Source organism: Pseudochelatococcus contaminans, from assembly GCF_014195635.1.
GTDB lineage: Bacteria > Pseudomonadota > Alphaproteobacteria > Rhizobiales > Beijerinckiaceae > Pseudochelatococcus > Pseudochelatococcus contaminans.
In genome coordinates, this window is sequence record NZ_JACICC010000003.1 from 325,325 (window position 1) to 344,064 (window position 18,740).

Here is an 18,740-nt window from a genome sequence, read left to right on the forward strand (position 1 = left end):
TATCTGTACTTGGTTAAGTGCCGCGTGGTTTTGCCCGGGTGGTGGCGGCTGCGCCTGCGGGGTCTTCCGGCCAGACGTGGCGGGGGTAACGGCCGCGCATTTCTGCGCGGACCGCCGTCCATGAGCCGCGCCAGAAACCGGGCAGATCTCGGGTGATCTGGATGGGGCGATGCGCCGGTGAGAGCAGTTCGAGCGTCAGTGGCAGGCGGCCATTCGCGATGGAGGGATGCGTGTCGAGGCCGAACAGCTCTTGCACGCGCACGGCGATGCAGGGCGTGTCGCCGCTGTAGTCGACGGCGATGCGCGAGCCGGTTGGGGCGGTGAAATGGGTTGGGGCCTCTCGCTCAAGCCGCTGCTGCAAATCCCACGGGATCAGCGATTTCAGAGCGGCGTCGAGCAATGTAGCGTCGATACGGGAAAGGCTCGTGATGCCGATGAGATGCGGGGCGAACCAGTCTTCTATCGTCATGGCGAGCGCCTCGTCGGTCGTGGCAGGCCAGACGCTGTCGTCACCTTCCGCGCGGCGCAGGAACGCGATGCGGTTGCGCCATTGATCGAGAGCCTTCGTCCACGGCAGGCACGCCACGCCGATGTCCGCTATGCCACGCGCGAGAATCATGGCCGCTTCTTCAGTTGCGGGTGCGGGCAGGGGCTTTCGATCAAGCACGATTGCGTCCAGTCGTCTGGCGCGGCGGGCGCGCAGTGCGCGTGCTTCCTTGTCGAAGCTGATATCCGTGGTCTCGCGGATGCGTTCGCTGGCGATTGTCTCTACGTCGTCCCGGGTCAAAGAGGCGGCGGAGACGATACGCGAGGAAGCGGCGGAGCCGATGATTTCCGCGACGGCGAGAAACTCCTCTCGCGCCAGCGTAGAGGCGCTGTCGAGGGTTGCACCGCGCCCGTTGGCGAGCAGAAAGGCCGTATCGCGCGAATCGCCGTTTCCCGAAGCGCCACTCTGTCTGGCCTTCGCGATCCTGTCCGGGAAAGCCAGCGCCAGCAGGGGGCCGACAGGGGTCGTGTGAGTGGTGGGCTGGCCGCCCCATTGGCGCGCCAAACGCCGCATATCGGCAGCGCGCGGGGAGCGGTCGCGCCGGAATGCCTGAACGCGCTCGGATAGATCGACCGCATTGCCGCCGAGACCGCGCTCCACCAGAACGGCGGCGATGTCAGCCGCCGTGCCACCTTCTCCGATGCGCCGCGCCTCGATCACCATGCGTGCAAGGCGCGGCGGCAGCGGCAAAGCCTGCAATGCCCGGCCCGTATCCGTGAGCCGGTTGCTTGCGTCCAGTGCGCCCAACGATTGCAGAAGGTTGCGTGCTTCAAGCAGGGCAGGCGCGGGGGGCGGGTCGAGAAACGCGAGGCTTGTCGGATCTTCCACGCCCCACCGGGCGCAATCGAGAACCAGCGGCGCGAGATCGGCGGTGAGAATTTCGGGCGTCGAGAAAGCCGGAAGCGCGCCGGTGGCGGCCTCTTCCCACAGGCGATAGCATATGCCGGGTTCTGTGCGGCCCGCGCGGCCACGGCGTTGATCGGCGGCGGCGCGTGAGGCGCGGACAGTTTCAAGCCGGGTGATGCCGATATCGGGCTCGAAACGCGGCACACGCGCCAGGCCCGAATCGATGACCACGCGAACGCCCTCGATGGTGAGTGAGGTTTCGGCAATCGAGGTGGCCAGCACCACCTTGCGGCGTCCTGGGTGACTTGGGCGAATGGCGAGATTTTGGGCTGACCGCTCCATCTGGCCGTAAAGGGGGGCGATGTCGACGGCCTGCATGGCCGACAATCGCTCGGTCAGCAGGTTTTCAACGCGGCGGATTTCGGCCTGTCCCGGCAGAAAGACGAGGATAGAGCCGGTTTCCTCCGCGAGGGCCTTGCGGATGGCGGCGGCGACATCGTCTTCGATCCGGCGGGCGGGATCGCGGCCGATGTAGCGCGTTTCCACGGGAAAGCTGCGTCCCTGCGATTCGATCACAGGCACCAGCGCATCGCCGGAGCCGAGCAGGCGTGCGACGCGGGCGCCATCCAGCGTGGCTGACATCACGAGAATGCGCAGGTCCTCCCGCAGCGCCGACTGAACATCGAGTGCAAGCGCGAGGCTGAAATCGGCGTCGAGAGACCGCTCGTGGAACTCGTCGAAGATGACGGCGGCGATACCCGACAGCTCGGGATCGTCAACGATCATGCGGGCAAAAACGCCCTCCGTCACCACCTCGATGCGGGTGCGCGGCCCCACTTTCGTATCGAGGCGAGCGCGCAGGCCGACCGTGTCACCGATGCTCTCGCCCAGCGTTTCCGCCATGCGGGCCGCTGCACCGCGGGCTGCGAGGCGGCGGGGTTCCAGCATGACGATGCGACCGTCCCCGCGCCATGTCTCGCCCAGCAGGGCAAGCGGCACGCGGGTCGTCTTGCCCGCGCCGGGGGGCGCGACAAGAACAGCGCTGGTATGCTCCGCCAGCGATGCCAGAAGCGCAGGCATCGTGTCGTCGATGGGAAGGTGAACTGGTGTGTCGCTCATGCAGGAATATCGCAATTTGTTCCATCGATATCACGCGCAGCGGTAACAGGCACGTGCCCATTGTCATTCAACTGTCGAAAGCCTATGCTCTCTTGGCAGGATAGAGCAGTTCCGAATCCGTAACGGCCCGCAATACAATGGCGCCGACGGGGCTGGAGGGGGTTCCGGTATATCCGGGAACGGGCAAGGCAGGATGTCGCACAATTCGTTTTTCCAGACCATCATCCGGCAGGACGCCAACGGGGCTCAAGTCGCGCGGGCAGGGCGCATGCCGGCATTCCTGCAGCCCAAAGTGTGGGGCAATCCCCGCGCTTGGAATTGGGTGCAGAACGGTAAAATGGGCGGCGGGCTGAAACTCGGCGGCATGAAGTCCGGTGGGCTGGACGCCGGCGGCCTCGATCCCGTGCTCGGGCGCATCGGCTCGCTGGAGGTTCGCCTCGCGACCACGAAACGCGAGATTCGCCGTGCCCAGCGGTTGCGCTACCGCATTTTCTATAACGAGATGTCCGCCGTGCCCAATGCCGCCTGCATGCTGGCGCAGCGCGACATGGACGATTACGATCCGATCTGCGATCACCTGCTGGTGCTCGATCACGACGCGCCGCGCAAGCCGTTCCGCGCCCACAAGCCGCGTGTCGTCGGCACCTATCGCCTGCTGCGGCAGGAGGTCGCGAACCGTTATTTCGGTTTTTACACGGCCAGCGAATTCAACGTGCAGCCCGTCATCGATGCCAATCCCGAGCTGAACTTTCTTGAGCTTGGCCGCTCCTGCGTGATGAAGCCCTATCGCAACAAGCGCACTGTGGAGCTGTTGTGGCACGGCATCTGGACCTATGTGCTGCATCACCGCATCGATGTGATGTTCGGTTGCGCCAGCCTTGAGGGCGTGGATCCGGCGAAGCTGGCGCTGCCGCTGAGCTTCCTGCATCACTTTGCGCGCGCGCCGGAGGAATGGAACGTCAAGGCGCTGCCAGAGCGTTTCGTTTCCATGGATCTGCAGGCCAAGGAGAGCATCGACGCCAAGGCGGCGCTGCATAGCCTGCCGCCGCTGATCAAGGGTTATCTGCGGCTTGGCGGCACCATCGGCGAAGGTGCTGTCGTGGATCGGCAGTTCGGCACGACCGACGTGCTGGTGATGCTGCCCGTGAAGGCGATCAATCCGCGCTACATCGGCCATTTCGGCGCAACCGCCAACCGCCACGCGGCGTGAGGCGCACTGATGCGAGGCGAGGGCGTCAGCGCCCCCGCTCCAGCATGCGCGACACGACTCGGGCGGTGTAGTCCACCATGGGCACGATGCGTGCGTAGTTGAGGCGCGTGGGGCCGATGACGCCGACGACGCCGAGAATCGCCTGATTGGAATCATGGAACGGCGCTGCGATCATCGATGAGCCGGAGAGCGAAAACAGCTTGTTTTCCGAGCCGATGAAGATACGCACACCCTCGCCGTTTTCCGCCCGCGACAGCAGATCGATGACGTCCTTCTGCGTTTCCAGATCCGCGAAAAGCAGCCGGATTCGATCCAGATCCTCCGCCGCCCGCAGGTCGTCGAGCAGGTTGGCCTGTCCGCGCACGATAAGCTGACGTCCCTCGCTGGCCCCGACGCTGACCGCAAGACCTGCGTCGATAAGACCGGACACGAGCGAATCAAGTTCACTTTCCATGCTGGCCCGCCGCTCTTCCACCTCGGCCCGTAACTCGGCAAGGGTGAGGCCGCGAATGCGCGCGTTGAGGAAGTTCCCCGCCTCGATGAGGGCACTGGACGGCAAGCCGGGAGGCAGATCGAGCAGGCGATTCTCAACGTGTCCGTCTTCTCCTACCAGCACGACGAGCGCGCGCGCGGGATCGAGACGGACGAACTCGATATGCTTGAGCTGCGGGTTCTGCTTGCCCGTGACGACGACGCCCGCGCCGCGCGTGAGGCCGGATAGCATCACGGTGGCTTCGGCAAGCAGGCTGTCGAGGGACGTACCCGTGGCGGCGGCAGCGACCTGCGCCTCGATGCGGGTGGTCTCTTCCGAATCGAGATCGCCGATTTCCAGCATGGCGTCGACGAAAAATCGCAAGCCGCGCTCGGTCGGCATGCGCCCGGCGCTGGTATGCGGGGCATAGAGCAGGCCGGCAAGTTCGAGATCCGACATCACGTTGCGCACGGAAGCCGGCGACAACTGCATGGGCAATATGCGCGCCAGATTACGCGAGCCGACCGGGTCGCCGCTGGAGAGATAACTCTCAACGACATAACGGAAAATCTCGCGCGATCGCTCGTCGAGTTCGGTCAGCAGCCGGGCGCTGTCGGAGTTATGGATTGTGTGAAACGATCTGCTCATCATGGCCTCGCCATTGTTATTTCATGGCGTGCCGTGACGGTATCACAAGCGGCTTGCCCTGCACAACAAACCGCCGTGGACCGGCGGTGGACGACGCATCGCCCGGCATCATCCGGCATTTGTGGTCGCGGCATGAGGTGTTACAAGCTGCGGCAGTATCGATCATTATCGCAAGGACAGCATCGTGAGTATCGCCACCCGTCCCTCAAAGCGCGCGCCCGACGAGCTGCGCAATGTTACGCTCGAACGCGCCGTCGCCCGCTATGCCGAGGGCTCCTGCCTCGTCCGGTTCGGCGAAACGCATGTGCTGTGCACCGCCTCGCTCGAAGAACGCGCCCCGCCGTGGCTGCGCGGGCAGGGACGCGGATGGGTCACGGCGGAGTACGCCATGCTGCCGCGTGCAACGCTGGAGCGCACGCGCCGCGAGGTCACCTCCGGTAAGCCATCCGGGCGAACGCAGGAAATCCAGCGCCTCATTGGCCGCAGCCTGCGGGCGGTCGTGGATTTGCAGGCCATCGGCGAGCGCCAGATCGTGATCGACTGCGACGTGCTGCAGGCGGACGGCGGCACGCGCACGGCGGCCATCACCGGCGCATGGGTGGCGCTGCACGATTGCCTGGCATGGATGCAGGCGCGCGCCATGCTGTCGAAGAAGGCGCTGAAGGATCACGTCGCGGCGGTTTCGTGCGGCATCTATCAGGGCATGCCTGTACTCGATCTCGATTACGCTGAGGACTCAACGGCCGAGACCGATGCCAATTTCGTGCTCACCGGCTCAGGCGGCATCATCGAGGTGCAGGGCACCGCAGAGGGCGCACCTTTTTCGGAAGATGAACTGCTGCGCCTTCTCACGCTGGCCCGCAACGGGATCTCGCAGCTCGTCGACTTGCAGAAACAGGCGGTGGCATCATGACGCGCGAACGTGCAGGACGAAAGCTTGAGGGCAAACTTGTCGTTGCCTCTCATAATCCCGGCAAACTGCGGGAAATGCGCGAGCTGCTCGCGCCTTATTCCGTGGAAGCCGTTTCGGCGGGTGAACTGGGCCTACCGGAGCCGGACGAAACCGGGACCACCTTCGCGGAGAACGCGGCGCTGAAGGCGCATGCGGCGGCAAAGGCCTCCGGCCTCCCGGCGTTTGCGGACGATTCCGGGCTGTGCGTCGATGCGCTCGATGGCGCGCCGGGCATTTTTTCCGCCCGTTGGGGTGGTCCAGGCAGGGATTTTGCCAGCGCCATGGCGCGTGTCGAGCGCGAGCTGGTTTTGCGCGGCGCGCTGGATGACGAATCGCGCAAGGCACATTTCGTATCGGCGCTGGTCGTCGCCTGGCCGGACGGGCATGAAGAGCTGTTCGAGGGCCGCGTATTCGGCACGCTGGTTTTCCCGCCGCGCGGCGACAAAGGCTTCGGCTACGATCCCATCTTCCGCCCGGACAGACACACCGTGACGTTCGGCGAAATGACGGCGGAAGAAAAACATGGCCAGCAGACCGGCGACGGCCTGTCGCACCGGGCCCGCGCCTTTGCCGAACTCAAGCGGGCGCTGCTCTAAATCCCGCTACTATGATGGGGTCTTGCGTTCAATTCGATACGTCGGTTTGAACGCAAGCCGCTTCAGAGTATCGAGCGTTTTGTGGCCTTATGATTGATTGTCACGTAAAAATGCGGCCACCGCATCGGCAAAGATCTGGCCATAGCGGTTCAGCTTCGCCTCGCCGACACCCTGCACCATGCGCATGGCATAGAGATCGGCGGGTTTGAGGCGCGCCATGTCGATCAGTGTACGATCGGGGAAGATGATGTAGGCAGCGACATCTTCCGCACGCGCCAGTTCGAGCCGCACCGCGCGAAGATGCTGAAAGAGCGCGTTTTCCTCGGGCGATAGATCGCTGGCTGCTTCGGCACGCGGGGTCTCGCGCCGGCGCTTGGGCTCTTCCGCGATGGTGCGCAAGGTCAGCCGCTCGCGACCGAACAAAATATCCTCGCCCTTTTCCGTCAGGCGATAACCGCTGTATTGATCGCCGGTTTCAGCGACCGCGCCCGCCGCGAACAACTGGCGGATGACCGTGTTCCACGCGCGTTTGGTTTTGTCGCGGCCGACGCCGAAGGTCTTGAGCTGATCGTGGCCAAGGCGCGATATCGCCTCGTTTGCAGTGCCCGTGAGAATATCGGCGATATGCGCGGCGCCAAAGCGCTGCCCCGTGCGGGCGACGGCGGACAGCACTTTTTGCGCGTCGATGGTGGCATCGTAGAGGCTGACGCCACCCCGGCACAGATCGCAACCGCCGCAGGGCTCGATTGTTTCACCGAAATAAGCCAGCAGGGACTGGCGGCGGCAGGTGGCGGTTTCGCACAGCTCGATCATGGCGTTGAGCTTGCGCTGCTCCACGCGGCGGCGCTCGTCGTCCACGTCTTTTTCATCGATCTGGCGGCGGCGCAACGCCATGTCGGATGCGCCGTAAAGCGTCAGCGTCCATGCGGGCAAACCGTCGCGCCCCGCGCGGCCGATCTCCTGATAATAACCTTCGACGGTGCCGGGCATGTCCGCGTGCGCGACAAAGCGCACGTCAGGCTTGTTGATGCCCATGCCAAATGCCACCGTCGCCACCATGACGATGTCGTTCTCCTGCAGGAAAAGATCCTGCCGCTTGCTGCGCAGGGCCTGATCGAGCCCGGCATGGTAGGCCAGCGCCCGGATGCCGCGCTGCGAAAGGCTTTCAGCGATCTCTTCAGTGCGTTTGCGTGCCGCCGCATAGACAATGCCGCTTGCGCCGCCGTGGGAGCTGACGAACTCCGCGATCTGGCTCGCCGGGCGGTCTTTCACCGCAAAGCGCAGATCTAGATTGGGCCGGTCGAAGCTATGAACGACGACGCGCGGCTCACGCGGAAACAGTTGCTGCACGATGTCCGCACGCGTGGCGCGGTCTGCTGTTGCTGTGAGAGCGATGGTTTGCGGCGCGCCCAGTTGCTCCCGCACGGTCTTGAGGTTGCGATAATCGGGGCGGAAATCATGCCCCCATTGCGACACGCAATGCGCCTCATCGATGGCGAGCCGGCGGATGCCGCTATCGCGCAGCGCCGCCAGCAGGTTATCGCTCGCGAGCTTTTCGGGCGATACGAACAGCAATCGCAATTCGCCGCGGCGCATCGCCCGCCATGCATTGCGGTTTTCCTCCTCGCCATTGGCGGAATTGATCGTGGCGGCTGCCGCGCCCAGCGCGCGTAACTGCCCCACCTGATCGCGCATCAGCGCCACCAGGGGCGACACGACGAGCGTCAGCCCACCATCGTCGGTGAGCGCCGGCAACTGGTAACACATCGACTTGCCGCTGCCCGTCGGCATAACGGCGAACACATCCTCGCCGTTCAGGACGGCGGCGATAACTTCATCCTGGCCGGTGCGAAAGTCGTCATAACCGAAAACGGACTTCAACACCTCGCGGGCACGTTTCGCCACCTGTGGGTCTACGGGCCGAATCGGTGCCGCCGCAGCGCTTGCCAGCGCGGAAACCGTCATGAGCGCGCTGCCACCGTGACCGCCGCACCCGCCATGATTGCTGCGGTGCCCCGGTTAACGAGTGCCAGCGCTCGCGGGCTTGACAGCAGCCGCCGCGCCCGCGCCGCTGCCAGGACATAAGCCGAAAAGATCATGCCAAGCACCGCGAAGGTTACGCCGGCCAGTTCCGCGAAGGTGAGGGGCGTGACGCTGGCGAGGGGGATAAAGCCCGGCAGCAGCGCCAGATAGAACATCATGGCCTTCGGGTTGGCGAGGCCGACAAACAGCCCGCCAAGCAGCGCCGCGATGCCGCCCTCGCGCACGTCCAACGGAGCGGCGATGATGGAGGTTACGGGTGCGGTCCAGAATTGCCACGCCAGCCACATCAAATAAGCAGCGCCCAGATATTTGATGATCAGAAATACCTCGTGGAATGTCTGCGCCAGCACCGCAAGGCCGGTGACGGCCAGCGTGAGCCAGATAATATCGCTGACAATGATGCCGAGGATGAACGGCGCGAGCCCGCGCGTGCCCCGCGCCAGCACCCGTGCGACAATGGCCGCAACCGCCGGGCCGGGAACAGCCGCCGCGATGGCAAGCGCGCCGGCGAAAAGGATGAGGGCAGCGATATCGATGCCGGGCACGGCAAACTCCTGCGGCATGGCGGATAACGCACGGTTGCGCGTTTCCGCAAATCAGCCGGTTATTGACAGACCCCTTGCATAACGTGTCCCGGCGTGACGAAGCAAGTGAGTGCGGTAACGGGCAGGTCGGCAAATAGTGCAGGGTCCGCGCCGGTCATGAAAATCTGGCTGCCGATGGTTTCCAATGCCGAGAACAGCGCCTCGCGGCGGCGGGGGTCGAGGTGCGCGGCCACCTCGTCCAGCAGCACCAGCGGCGCAATGGCGCTCATCGCTGCGACAAGGCGTGCGTGCGCCAGTACAAGGCCGATCAATAGAGCTTTCTGCTCGCCCGTGGAACAGCGCGCGGCCGGGATGTTCTTGTCTGCATGATCTACGGAGAGATCGCTCGTCTGCGGGCCGTTGAGCGCGCGCCCGGCGGCACGGTCGCGTGCGCGTGACTCGCGCAGCACCCGGCGAAAACGATCCTCGACATCGACCGCGGCATCCAACGCCAACTCCCGCTCCAGCGCACCCTCCAGCCGGATGCTTGCGGCAGGGAAGGGGGAGGCGGGGTCTCGGCTTGCTTCGATCAATGCTTGCAACTGCGCCACGGCGTCGAGCCGTGCCGCGGACACGGCGACGCCAAGCTCCGCGACTTCCTGCTCGATCGAATCCAGCCAACGCGAATCGGACGACTGCTCTTGCAGTACGCGATTGCGCGATGCCAACGCGCGCTCAAACGCGTTCGTGCGCGAGCCATGCGCCGGATCGATGGTGAGCACCATTCTGTCGAGAAACCGCCGCCTGTCACCAGCCGGCCCGGTGAACAGCCCATCAAGGGCAGGCGTCAACCAGACCACGCGCAGATAATCGGCAAAGGCGGAAGGTGAGGGGACTGCGGCACCGTCGATGCGACATTTTCGCGCCGTCGCTGCCGGGTCGAGCCCGGTGCCGAGGCGCGCATCGTCGGTTGTCGCATCAAGCGTGATTGCGATGGCAAAACCGCCATTGCCGCCAGTGCGCGCCATATCGGTGAACGGTGAGCGACGCAGGCCACGCCCTGGCGTGAACAGTGACAGCGCTTCGAGCAAGTTCGTTTTGCCAGCGCCGTTATCGCCGACGAAGGCGACCATGCCGGCGTCGAGCCCGATATCGAGATCGCTGTAACTGCGGAAATCGCTCAGCGTGAGGCGCGAAACCCGTCGCGCGGCGGCACGGACGTCAGACACCCGGCACGCATCAGACCCGCATGGGCATCAGCACGTAGAGAGCGTTACCGCCTTCATGGTCCTGAACAAGCGTGGGCGAACCGGGATCGGCAAGCAGCAGGATAGCGGTGTCACCATCGAGCTGACTGGCGATATCGAGCAGATAACGCGCGTTGAAGCCGATATCGAGCGCTTCCGATTCGTACTCGACTTCGATTTCCTCGGTCGCGCTGCCCGAATCGGGATTGGTGACAGACAACGTCAGCCGGCCTTCGGTCAGCGACAGTTTCACCGCCCGCCCGCGCTCGGACGAGATCGTTGACACACGATCGACGGCGGTCGCGAACTCAGCCCGATCAACGATAAGGCGCTTGTCGTTATTCTGCGGAATCACCCGCTGATAATCCGGGAAAGTCCCGTCGATCAGCTTCGACGTCAGAACCACCGTGCCGGCGGTGAGGCGGATCTTGCTGGACGACAGCTCGACTTGCACCTCGTCGTCGATACCGTCAACGAGCTTCTGGATTTCGGCGACGGCCTTGCGCGGCACGATGATGCCGGGAATATCGCCGGCGCCTGCCGGTGCTTCCGTCTCAACACGCGCCAGCCGATGGCCATCCGTTGCGACAGCCCGCAGCTTTTTCGTACCGTCTACATCAAAAGCGTGGAAGAAAATGCCGTTCAGATAATAACGCGTCTCTTCCGTTGAGATGGCGAACTGCGTCTTGTCGATCAGCTTCTTCAGTTCCGACGCCTTGATGGCGAAGGTGTGCGGCAACTCATCGGCAGCCAGATCGGGGAAGTCGCTTTCAGGCAGCGCTTGCAAGGTAAAGCGGGAACGGCCGGCGCGGATCACAACCTGCGCCCCCTCCTGCACGCTCTCAAGCGAAATCTGCGCGCCGTCCGGCAGCTTGCGGATGATGTCGTAGATCACGTAAGCCGGCACCGTCGTTGCGCCGTCCAGCGCCACTTCGGCGGGGAGCGTTTCGGTCACTTCGAGATCGAGATCGGTCGCCCGCAGCCGCAAGGCGCCGCCTTCGGCGCGCAGCAGCACATTCGACAGAATCGGGATCGTATTACGCCGCTCCACGACGCGGTGGACATGGCCGAGCGACTTGAGGAGCGCGGCCCGCTCGACAGTGACCTTCATCGACACTTCCATTCAACTTGTACGCCAGACAAACCGCCATTCAGGTCAGCTCCGGGCGCGTCTGACGCGCCGCATGACACCAACCAGGCAGGCGGGGAGGGAACAATGGCTTTTCCCGCGCCCGGACGCAAGAGGCGAACGGCCCAGAGGCCGTTTTTCACGAATTATTCAGGGCAATATCCCCAAAGCACACGCTCCGGTAGCCGCATTATTCCTGCAGCATGCGCTTCAGCAGCTCGATTTCTTCTTTCAGTGCCGCATCGTCGCCAATCGTCTTCTCGATCTTGCGCACTGCATGCAAAACGGTCGTGTGATCGCGCCCACCGAAGCGGCGGCCGATTTCCGGCAGCGAACGCAGCGTCAGGATCTTCGACAGATACATCGCGATCTGACGCGGCTTTACCACTGCCGCCGTGCGTCGCTCCGAAAGAATATCGGCACGGGACACATTGTAACGGCTCGCCACGAGCTTCTGGATATCCTCGATCTTGACCCGGCGCGGCTCACGCGTGCGGACGAGATCGCGGATCGCGGATTCGGCCGTCTCCATCGTCAGCGGCGTGCCGGTGAGCGTCGTATGGGCCAGAAGACGGTTGACCGCTCCGTCAAGGTCGCGCCCGTTGGTGGTGATGACGCGCGCTACATAAGCGACAACCGCCTGCGGCACCTGGAACGTCGGGTTGACGGCCTGCACGGCCTCAATGCGCGCCGAGAGGATGCGCGTGCGCAGATCCTCGTCAAGTGCGCTCACCTCCACCACGAGTCCGCCGGCGAGGCGGGAGGACACGCGTTCGTCCAGCGCATCGAGATCGGACGGGGGCCTGTCAGCGGCAACGACGATCTGCCGTCCGGCATCGATCAGCGCGTTGATGGTGTGTCCAAACTCCTGCTGAATGGATTTGCCTTGCAGGAACTGCACATCGTCGATGATCAACAGATCGATGCCGCGCAGCTTTTCCTTGAATGCCAGCGCTGTCTGCGCTTTGAGCGCCGAGACGAAGCCGTACATGAAGCGGTCGGCGGTCAGATAGATGATTCGCTTGCCCTGAAGCTGTGCCTCATGGGCAATGCCCTGAAGCAGATGCGTTTTGCCGAGCCCCACACCCGCATGGATATAAAGCGGGTTGTAAAGCGCCGGGCCGTTCGCGTGCTTGGCCACGCGTTCCGCCGCTGCGTGGGCAAGGGCATTGGAGCTGCCGATAATGAAGCTGTCGAATGTCAGGCGTGCGTCGAGCGGATTGCCACCCAGATCCGCAGTTGATGCAGCCGTAGCCGGAGTGGGGGCCTGAGCCGCAGCGGCGGCCGTGGTCCGCTGGGCAGATTGCCGCGGGCTGGAAGCGCGAGCGGGAGCGGTCGTGCTGTGCGCGGTCTCGGTGTTGCGGGGCTGAGGCGCGGCGGCTGGGGCGGTGTCACGGTTCGCGCCGTTGCGCACGCCGAAAGTGACGCGCGCGATGCCCGGATATTCGGCCTTGTAAAGCTGAAGAACGCGGTCGGCGTAGTTCGATTCGATCCAGCTTTTCAGGAAGCGAGTCGGCACGGTCAGATACGCAACCTGATGGCTGACGGATTCCAGCTCAAGTCGGCCGAACCAGCTTGCGAAAACATCCTCGCCCAGCTCCGCACGCAAGCGCCGCTTGACGCGCGGCCATGCCGCTTCAGGAGTCAGATCCACGTCGGGGATGTCCTCTTCGTCCGCGCATGACAGTCCGTCCAAAGCGCCAATCGGGACGATATCATCGCCATCGACATGGGCCTTAGCATATTTCGCGCTGTCATCCACCTTGAACATGTCCTGATGCTCCGCCTGTACCTGTCGGGGCGCATGCCACGGCTGCGGCGCGCCCATTATCTTTAGTGTTCAATTTAAACAGCCTCGCGCAAGCAGGGCCGTTCAAGCTCAGGCCACTGCAAGAACAGCGACCACTTTTACCTTCATCCATGAGCACTCTCGTGCCGAATGTCGTTAGCAGACGATAACAACTCCGCTCTCTGCCCGAGGCGGCCTGTCAACGTGCCGATCTGTAGCTACCCTTGCCTCATCCGTTCCGGAATGTCCGGAAAAGAGAAGCAAGCGGCGTCCCGCGATAACCCGGGGCTGCCCGTGTTGTGTTTACGCAAACACAATATGAACATCCGTTTGCCCCCACTTGAGGAGGGCGGCGAACGTCCGCAATACTCAAACTGGCCCTCGGCCAAAACAAGGCATCCGGGAACTCCGGCAATAAAATATACGTCCGATCCATTCCGATCGGTCGGGTCAATCACCTGCCTGTGGAGAACCAAGACGAATACACGCGACTTGTAGCGTATTGCAGGGGTCTATATGAAAGTACTTTTGTTCGAAATGATGCTAATCAGAGCCTCATACTCAAAATACGCATACGCTACATGTTATGTTCCCGAATAGATTTAAAAATTACGACAGTTCTATTCGATCTTATATTTCGGGTTGGCTTGCTTCCACTTTTGCGTGTGCAAAAGCTTTAGCTACCAATCTCCCAAGTGGGAGAGACAAAGCTGTCCCGAAGGCAAGCTAACCTTACTGCATTTCCGCCGTCGCATGCAACTGTGTAAAAGCGAAACACCCTTCCGAATTCCTATCCTGTCCGATTCGCTTGCGGCTCTTTTTGCCGGCAGTGCGCTACAACGTCTTGTTGAATCGGTGTGATTTTCCTTTGGATGTTTTTTGCCAGCGTATTTCATCGGGCGTATTTTTAACTATGCGGAGGGGTCTGCCGGCCCTGCGGAGGGAGAGAGATTCGGGTATGGTGAGACCTTTGCCCCCTAAGGTTCTGTTTTGGCGATGGTTTATTTGCGCGGTCCGGCGCCCGGTTCGAGCGGGTGTTGCAAGATGATGGTATGCCTCTGTCAAGCCCGTTTTTAGCGGTCCGTGTTCCCAAAAAAGCAAGAATCACCAGCGGCATCGGTCAAAAACAGCAAATGGATCGCTCGGATTTTTTCGGTGTTGTCAACCTGCCTGATCCGCAAAATACTGTCGCTTCTGCCATGCCTCAAGATGTCGCGCATCAGCTTATCAGATGCGAACAGCCAACGAAAAAGCCCGGCCTGGGGCCGGGCTCCTGAAGCGTGCATGCAAGTAAAAATCAGGCCTGCAGTGCCTTCACGCGGATCGCCAGACGCGACACCTTGCGGGAGGCTGTGTTCTTGTGCAGCACGCCCTTCTGGGCGGCGCGGATCAACTCAGGCTCGGCCTGACGCAGGGCGGCCAGCGCGGTGGTGTGATCGCCAGCGCCGATAGCGGCCTCGACCTTGCGCACGAACGTCCGCACGCGGCTCTTGCGCGACTTGTTGATGGCGGTCCTGAGAGCGATTTTACGGACCGCCTTCTTTGCGGACGCAGTATTTGCCATGGTGTCCTCTTGTCATTCCGATCTGCGCGCCACACGGAAAGCAACCGCGAGACCGGCATCGGCTGGTTTATAAACCGGGTTAAGATGTTTGAGCATCATGAAGGCCGGATCCCTGATTGCGGGAATCTTGACCTTGCAGAGCGCTTATGAAAGCGCGCTTATAGTGCTTAACCCGCCCGCCGTCAATGCCCTATAAGCCGCGCAATGGTGGCGTGGAGCGGGTTTGCCGGATCGAGCAGAAGCCGTATCGCCATGGCGCAGCAAACCACCACCAGCAGCGGGCGGATGATGCGGGCGCCATTCTGCATGGCCACGCGCGCACCGACCTGCGCGCCAAGGTATTGCCCGACTCCCATGGCGATTCCGATCACGACGTTGATGCCGCCGGTGATGGCGAAGAACAGCAGTCCGCCCACGTTGCTGGCAAAGTTCAGCAGCTTCGTGTGGGCCGTCGCGCGCATGATCGGAAAACCCAGCAGCGTGACGAATCCCACCATGAAGAACGAGCCTGTGCCTGGTCCGAAGCAGCCATCATAAAAGCCGATCCCCACTGCTGCGGTGCATGCAAACAGACACTTGGAGATTCGGGCCGGGCGCTCCTCACTGCCAAGGCGCGGCGAGAAGGCGAAGTAAAGCGCCACCACGATGAGCATGATCGGCATCACCGCCGCGAGCACCTGCGTAGGCAAAACCGTGATCAGCGCCGCTCCGCCGATGGCGCCGGCAAAAGCCATGAGCGCCATGGGCCATGCGCTGCGCCAATCGATGAGGCGCGCGCGCCCATAGGCAGCAACGGCGGAGAAGGAACCGAAGCTGCTTTGCAATTTGTTGGTGGCGAGTGCGGTGATCGGGTCAAGGCCCGCCGACAGCAAAGCCGGCACGGATACCAGCCCGCCGCCGCCCGCGATCGAATCGATAAAGCCGGCGACGAGAGCGACGCCGGCAAGGATTGCGACCGTCGCCAGATGGGTATCGCCCAGAAAGTCCATGACAAGCGTCCGGGGGCTGAACAGACCGGCGCGACCCGCCGGCAGGACTCAGTATGCGCGCGCGATGCAGAAGGCGACGGTATCGACGAGGGCATCCTTCATCGCGCCGTCGGGGAAAGCATCGAGCGCGGCGATGGCGCTGTCGCCATAGCGGCGCGCCTGCTGCACGGTGGCTTCGAGCGTATTGTGCGACCGCAGGATGCCGATGGCTTTTTCCAGATCGCCATCGACGATCTCGCCCTGTTCCAGCGTGCGGGTCCAGAATGCCCGCTCGTCCGCATCCGCGTTGCGCAGCGCCAGCACGATGGGAAGCGTAATCTTGCCCTCGCGAAAATCATCGCCAACGTTTTTGCCGAGCAGCTCCGCCGCCCCGCCGTAATCCAGCGCATCATCGATAAGCTGGAAGGCGATGCCGAGCGAGTCGCCATAGGTCCGCGCGGCCTTGCGCTCCCGCTCGCCCAATCCCGCGATGATGGGGCCAACTTCCGCCGCCGCCGCGAACAAGGCCGCCGTCTTTGCTTGCACAACGCCGAGGTATGCCTCCTCGGTGGTGGAGAGATCCTTGGCGGCGGACAACTGCCACACCTCGCCCTCGGCGATGACGGCGGCTGCGTTGGCAAGCACTTCCAGCGCCGCAAGCGAACCGACTTCGACCATCATCTTGAATGCCTGCCCCAGCAGGAAGTCGCCGACAAGGACGCTGGCCTCGTTGCCCCACAGCATGCGCGCTGCCAGTTTGCCCCGGCGCATGTCGCTCTCGTCCACGACATCATCGTGCAGCAGCGTTGCAGTATGCATGAACTCGACGCTGGCGGCGAGGCGGATGCCGCCGTCGCCCTCATAGCCGGATAACTGCGCGAAAGCGAGGGTCAGCATCGGCCGCAGGCGCTTGCCGCCGGACGATATCAAATGGCTGGCGACTTCGGGAATCAGCGTCACGTCCGAGCCGGTGCGCGACAGGATGAAGCTGTTCACCCGCTCCATGTCACCGGCAACGAGCGACACGAGGCCGTCGATTCCACCGGCACGCGCTTGTTCCTTCGCGCAAGGCGCCGCCATGACCACGATATCGACCTCCGTTACTCGCCCCTGCGGGCCCATCGACTGCGAGGCAGGCATGACAATTCCCGCCCGCACGCGGTGCGACACACCGGATGCCTCAAGTGCCCGATGATCGCAAGAGGGGGTATATCCCCTTTCGGTAAAAAATCAAAAGGCGTGTCCCTGCGGTCGGTCCTCGTGCGTATCTCCGAACTGGAGCCGGGCGAGTCTGGCATAAAGCCCGCCGCGCGCCACCAGCGCCGTATGGGTGCCTTCTTCCACGATGCGGCCCTGCTCCATGACCAGTATTCTATCGGCGGATAAGACCGTCGCCAGCCGGTGCGCAATGACAAGCGTTGTGCGGCCCTGCATCAGCCCGCCGAGGGCCGCCTGCACGAGCCTTTCGCTTTCCGCGTCCAGCGCCGATGTCGCCTCGTCGAGCAGCAGCACAGGCGCATCCCTCAGAATGGCGCGGGCAATGGCCAGGCGCTGCCGCTGTCCTCCCGATAATGTGACGCCGCGCTCGCCGATCTGCGTGTCGTATCCATGCGGCAGGGCGCTGATGAAATCATGCGCCGCCGCCTGCCGTGCCGCCGCTTCCACGCTGGCTGGGCTCGCATCCGGTGCGCCGTAACGAATATTGTCGCTGACGCTGCCGCTGAACACCACCGGATCCTGCGGCACGACGGCGAATCGGTGGCGCAGCGCGGTGAGGTCGACCGCGCGCGCATCGATGCCGTCGATCAGCACACGCCCCTGTTCCGGGTCGTAAAAACGTTGCAGCAACTGGAAAACAGTGCTCTTGCCCGCGCCCGAGGGACCGACCAGCGCCACCCGTTCGCCACGCGCAACATGAATGTCCACGCCGTCGAGCGCCGGTGTGCCCCTTCGCGTGGGATAGGCGAAACGCACGCCTTCCAGCGCCACGGTGGCCAACGGAGGCTCCGGCAGGGGGCGCGGCGATGCCGGAGACACGATGCCTGGACGTGTATCGAGAATTTCGGCCAGCCGACCGGCCGCACCCGCCGTCTGCGATACCTCGCCCCACACCTGGCTCAGTTCGCCAAGCGCGGAGGCCGCGAACACTGCATAGAGCACGAACTGCGACAGTCTGCCGCCGGTCATCTCTCCGGCAAGCACGCTTTGTGCGCCATACCACAGCACGGCCACGATGCTGCAGCCGACCAGAAACAGCGCCACCGCCGTCAACACGGCGCGCGCACGCACGGAAAGCCGCGCGGCGACATAAGCTTCCTCAGCGGCGTCGCGAAAGCGGCTTGCGGTTTGCGCCTCGGCGTTGAAAGCCTGCATCGTGCGCACCCCGCCGATCGCCTCCGTGGCATAGGCCGTGGCGGCGGCGAGGGTATCCTGCGCCTTGCGGGAGCGCCGCCTCACTCCCCGGCCGGAAAACACCAGCGGCAGCACGATGAGGGGAATGGCTGCCAGCACCAGCGCCGAAAGGGGAGGGCTGGTGACGACCATCATCGCGCTGGCGCCGATGAATATCACGAGGTTGCGCAGTGCCTGCGAGATGCTGGTGCCGAAGGCCGATTTGATCTGCGTCGTGTCGGCGGTCAACCGCGAGGTCAGTTCGCCCGTGCGCGCCATGTCGTAGAATGTCTGATCGAGCGTGACCAGATGCCGGAAGGTTGCGGCGCGCAGATCCGCCACAACCCTTTCGCCGAGCGTGGTCACGAAATAATACCGTGTCGCGCTGGCGACCGCGAGCAGGGTGACTACCCCGCCCAGCAAAAGGAAATAGGCATTGATCAGCCAGGCATCGAGGTCCGAAAAGCCATAGTCGATGACCCGGCGCACGGCCACGGGCAACACCAACGTCGCCGCCGCCGCGATCACCAGCGCGACCAGCGCCGCCAGCGCCTGCCCCCGGTAGCGCCACGCATAGGGGAGAAGGATGCGCATGGCGTCACGGGTGGATTGTTCGCGCGTATGTTGCCCGTCGTGTGCGACGTTCTCCGCCGACGCGGTTGCAGCCCCGCCGTGCGGGATTGAGCCACGAGGGG

General features: G+C 63.5%; 15 protein-coding genes. 4 read left to right on the forward strand and 11 right to left on the reverse strand.

The window, feature by feature from the left end; translation table 11 throughout:
* Positions 1-13: 13 nt before the first annotated feature.
* A complete protein-coding gene (gene hrpB, locus FHS81_RS07965; RefSeq protein WP_183751698.1) occupies positions 14-2,512 on the reverse strand; it encodes an ATP-dependent helicase HrpB in 2,499 nt (832 codons plus the stop codon).
* A 337-nt stretch (positions 2,513-2,849) separates the two neighbouring features.
* On the opposite strand from hrpB, the gene olsB reads away from it, so the two are divergent.
* The gene (gene olsB, locus FHS81_RS07970) at positions 2,850-3,722 is read left to right on the forward strand and encodes a l-ornithine N(alpha)-acyltransferase (RefSeq protein ID WP_343052457.1); all 873 of its coding nucleotides are present in this window, start codon (positions 2,850-2,852) and stop codon (positions 3,720-3,722) included.
* 25 nt (positions 3,723-3,747) lie between these two features.
* Here the strand turns inward: olsB and hrcA are convergent, their stop codons facing one another.
* Positions 3,748-4,845 carry a heat-inducible transcriptional repressor HrcA gene (gene hrcA, locus FHS81_RS07975; protein WP_210281589.1) on the reverse strand — a complete coding sequence of 366 codons (1,098 nt, stop codon included), beginning with the start codon at positions 4,843-4,845 and terminating at the stop codon, positions 3,748-3,750.
* A 187-nt stretch (positions 4,846-5,032) separates the two neighbouring features.
* Between hrcA and rph the strand changes: the two genes are divergently transcribed.
* Both rph and rdgB read left to right on the forward strand, forming a co-directional pair.
* Positions 5,033-5,755 (forward strand): ribonuclease PH, encoded by a 723-nt coding sequence (gene rph / locus FHS81_RS07980; RefSeq protein ID WP_183752016.1) that lies wholly within the window; start codon positions 5,033-5,035, stop codon positions 5,753-5,755.
* A complete protein-coding gene (rdgB, locus tag FHS81_RS07985; protein ID WP_183751700.1) occupies positions 5,752-6,390 on the forward strand; it encodes an RdgB/HAM1 family non-canonical purine NTP pyrophosphatase in 639 nt (212 codons plus the stop codon). The genes rph and rdgB overlap by 4 nt, the downstream gene beginning before the upstream one ends.
* Positions 6,391-6,477: 87 nt before the next feature.
* Here rdgB and recQ read toward each other — a convergent pair whose 3' ends face one another.
* From recQ to dnaA, 5 genes are all read right to left on the reverse strand, one after another.
* Positions 6,478-8,355 carry a DNA helicase RecQ gene (gene recQ / locus FHS81_RS07990; RefSeq protein WP_183751701.1) on the reverse strand — a complete coding sequence of 626 codons (1,878 nt, stop codon included), beginning with the start codon at positions 8,353-8,355 and terminating at the stop codon, positions 6,478-6,480.
* Positions 8,352-8,996, reverse strand: a complete 645-nt coding sequence (locus FHS81_RS07995) for a LysE family translocator (protein ID WP_210281590.1) — start codon at positions 8,994-8,996, stop codon at positions 8,352-8,354. Before FHS81_RS07995 ends, recQ begins: the two co-directional genes overlap by 4 nt.
* A gap of 41 nt (positions 8,997-9,037) precedes the next feature.
* Positions 9,038-10,186, reverse strand: coding sequence for a DNA replication/repair protein RecF (gene recF, locus FHS81_RS08000; protein WP_183751703.1), 1,149 nt, complete (start codon positions 10,184-10,186; stop codon positions 9,038-9,040).
* Positions 10,187-10,196: 10 nt separating this feature from the next.
* Positions 10,197-11,315: a DNA polymerase III subunit beta gene (gene dnaN, locus FHS81_RS08005; protein WP_183751705.1), complete on the reverse strand. Its 1,119-nt coding sequence runs from the start codon at positions 11,313-11,315 to the stop codon at positions 10,197-10,199.
* Positions 11,316-11,523: 208 nt separating this feature from the next.
* Entirely contained in the window at positions 11,524-13,104 is a 1,581-nt protein-coding gene (gene dnaA / locus FHS81_RS08010) for a chromosomal replication initiator protein DnaA (RefSeq protein ID WP_183752019.1), read from the reverse strand.
* A gap of 1,070 nt (positions 13,105-14,174) precedes the next feature.
* On the opposite strand from dnaA, the gene FHS81_RS08015 reads away from it, so the two are divergent.
* Positions 14,175-14,399, forward strand: coding sequence for a hypothetical protein (locus FHS81_RS08015; protein WP_183751707.1), 225 nt, complete (start codon positions 14,175-14,177; stop codon positions 14,397-14,399).
* Positions 14,400-14,419: 20 nt separating this feature from the next.
* On the opposite strand, the gene rpsT is transcribed toward FHS81_RS08015, so the two are convergent.
* From rpsT to FHS81_RS08035, 4 genes are all read right to left on the reverse strand, one after another.
* Entirely contained in the window at positions 14,420-14,686 is a 267-nt protein-coding gene (gene rpsT, locus FHS81_RS08020) for a 30S ribosomal protein S20 (RefSeq protein ID WP_183751709.1), read from the reverse strand.
* Between the two features lie 182 nt (positions 14,687-14,868).
* Positions 14,869-15,675 carry a TSUP family transporter gene (locus tag FHS81_RS08025; RefSeq protein ID WP_183751711.1) on the reverse strand — a complete coding sequence of 269 codons (807 nt, stop codon included), beginning with the start codon at positions 15,673-15,675 and terminating at the stop codon, positions 14,869-14,871.
* 48 nt (positions 15,676-15,723) lie between these two features.
* Complete coding sequence (locus tag FHS81_RS08030; protein WP_183752023.1) at positions 15,724-16,734, reverse strand: polyprenyl synthetase family protein; 1,011 nt, start codon at positions 16,732-16,734, stop codon at positions 15,724-15,726.
* A 150-nt stretch (positions 16,735-16,884) separates the two neighbouring features.
* Positions 16,885-18,639, reverse strand: a complete 1,755-nt coding sequence (locus tag FHS81_RS08035) for an ABC transporter transmembrane domain-containing protein (RefSeq protein ID WP_183752025.1) — start codon at positions 18,637-18,639, stop codon at positions 16,885-16,887.
* Positions 18,640-18,740: the final 101 nt, after the last annotated feature.

Coding starts and splice junctions, on each gene's coding strand:
- hrpB (WP_183751698.1), bottom strand. CDS start 2,512: ATGAGCGACACACCAGTTCACCTTCCCATCGACGACACGATGCCTGCG.
- olsB (WP_343052457.1), top strand. CDS start 2,850: ATGGGCGGCGGGCTGAAACTCGGCGGCATGAAGTCCGGTGGGCTGGAC.
- hrcA (WP_210281589.1), bottom strand. CDS start 4,845: ATGATGAGCAGATCGTTTCACACAATCCATAACTCCGACAGCGCCCGG.
- rdgB (WP_183751700.1), top strand. CDS start 5,752: ATGACGCGCGAACGTGCAGGACGAAAGCTTGAGGGCAAACTTGTCGTT.
- recQ (WP_183751701.1), bottom strand. CDS start 8,355: ATGACGGTTTCCGCGCTGGCAAGCGCTGCGGCGGCACCGATTCGGCCC.
- FHS81_RS07995 (WP_210281590.1), bottom strand. CDS start 8,996: ATGCCGCAGGAGTTTGCCGTGCCCGGCATCGATATCGCTGCCCTCATC.
- dnaN (WP_183751705.1), bottom strand. CDS start 11,315: ATGAAGGTCACTGTCGAGCGGGCCGCGCTCCTCAAGTCGCTCGGCCAT.
- dnaA (WP_183752019.1), bottom strand. CDS start 13,104: ATGTTCAAGGTGGATGACAGCGCGAAATATGCTAAGGCCCATGTCGAT.
- FHS81_RS08015 (WP_183751707.1), top strand. CDS start 14,175: ATGCCTCTGTCAAGCCCGTTTTTAGCGGTCCGTGTTCCCAAAAAAGCA.
- rpsT (WP_183751709.1), bottom strand. CDS start 14,686: ATGGCAAATACTGCGTCCGCAAAGAAGGCGGTCCGTAAAATCGCTCTC.
- FHS81_RS08025 (WP_183751711.1), bottom strand. CDS start 15,675: ATGGACTTTCTGGGCGATACCCATCTGGCGACGGTCGCAATCCTTGCC.
- FHS81_RS08030 (WP_183752023.1), bottom strand. CDS start 16,734: ATGGCGGCGCCTTGCGCGAAGGAACAAGCGCGTGCCGGTGGAATCGAC.
- FHS81_RS08035 (WP_183752025.1), bottom strand. CDS start 18,639: ATGCGCATCCTTCTCCCCTATGCGTGGCGCTACCGGGGGCAGGCGCTG.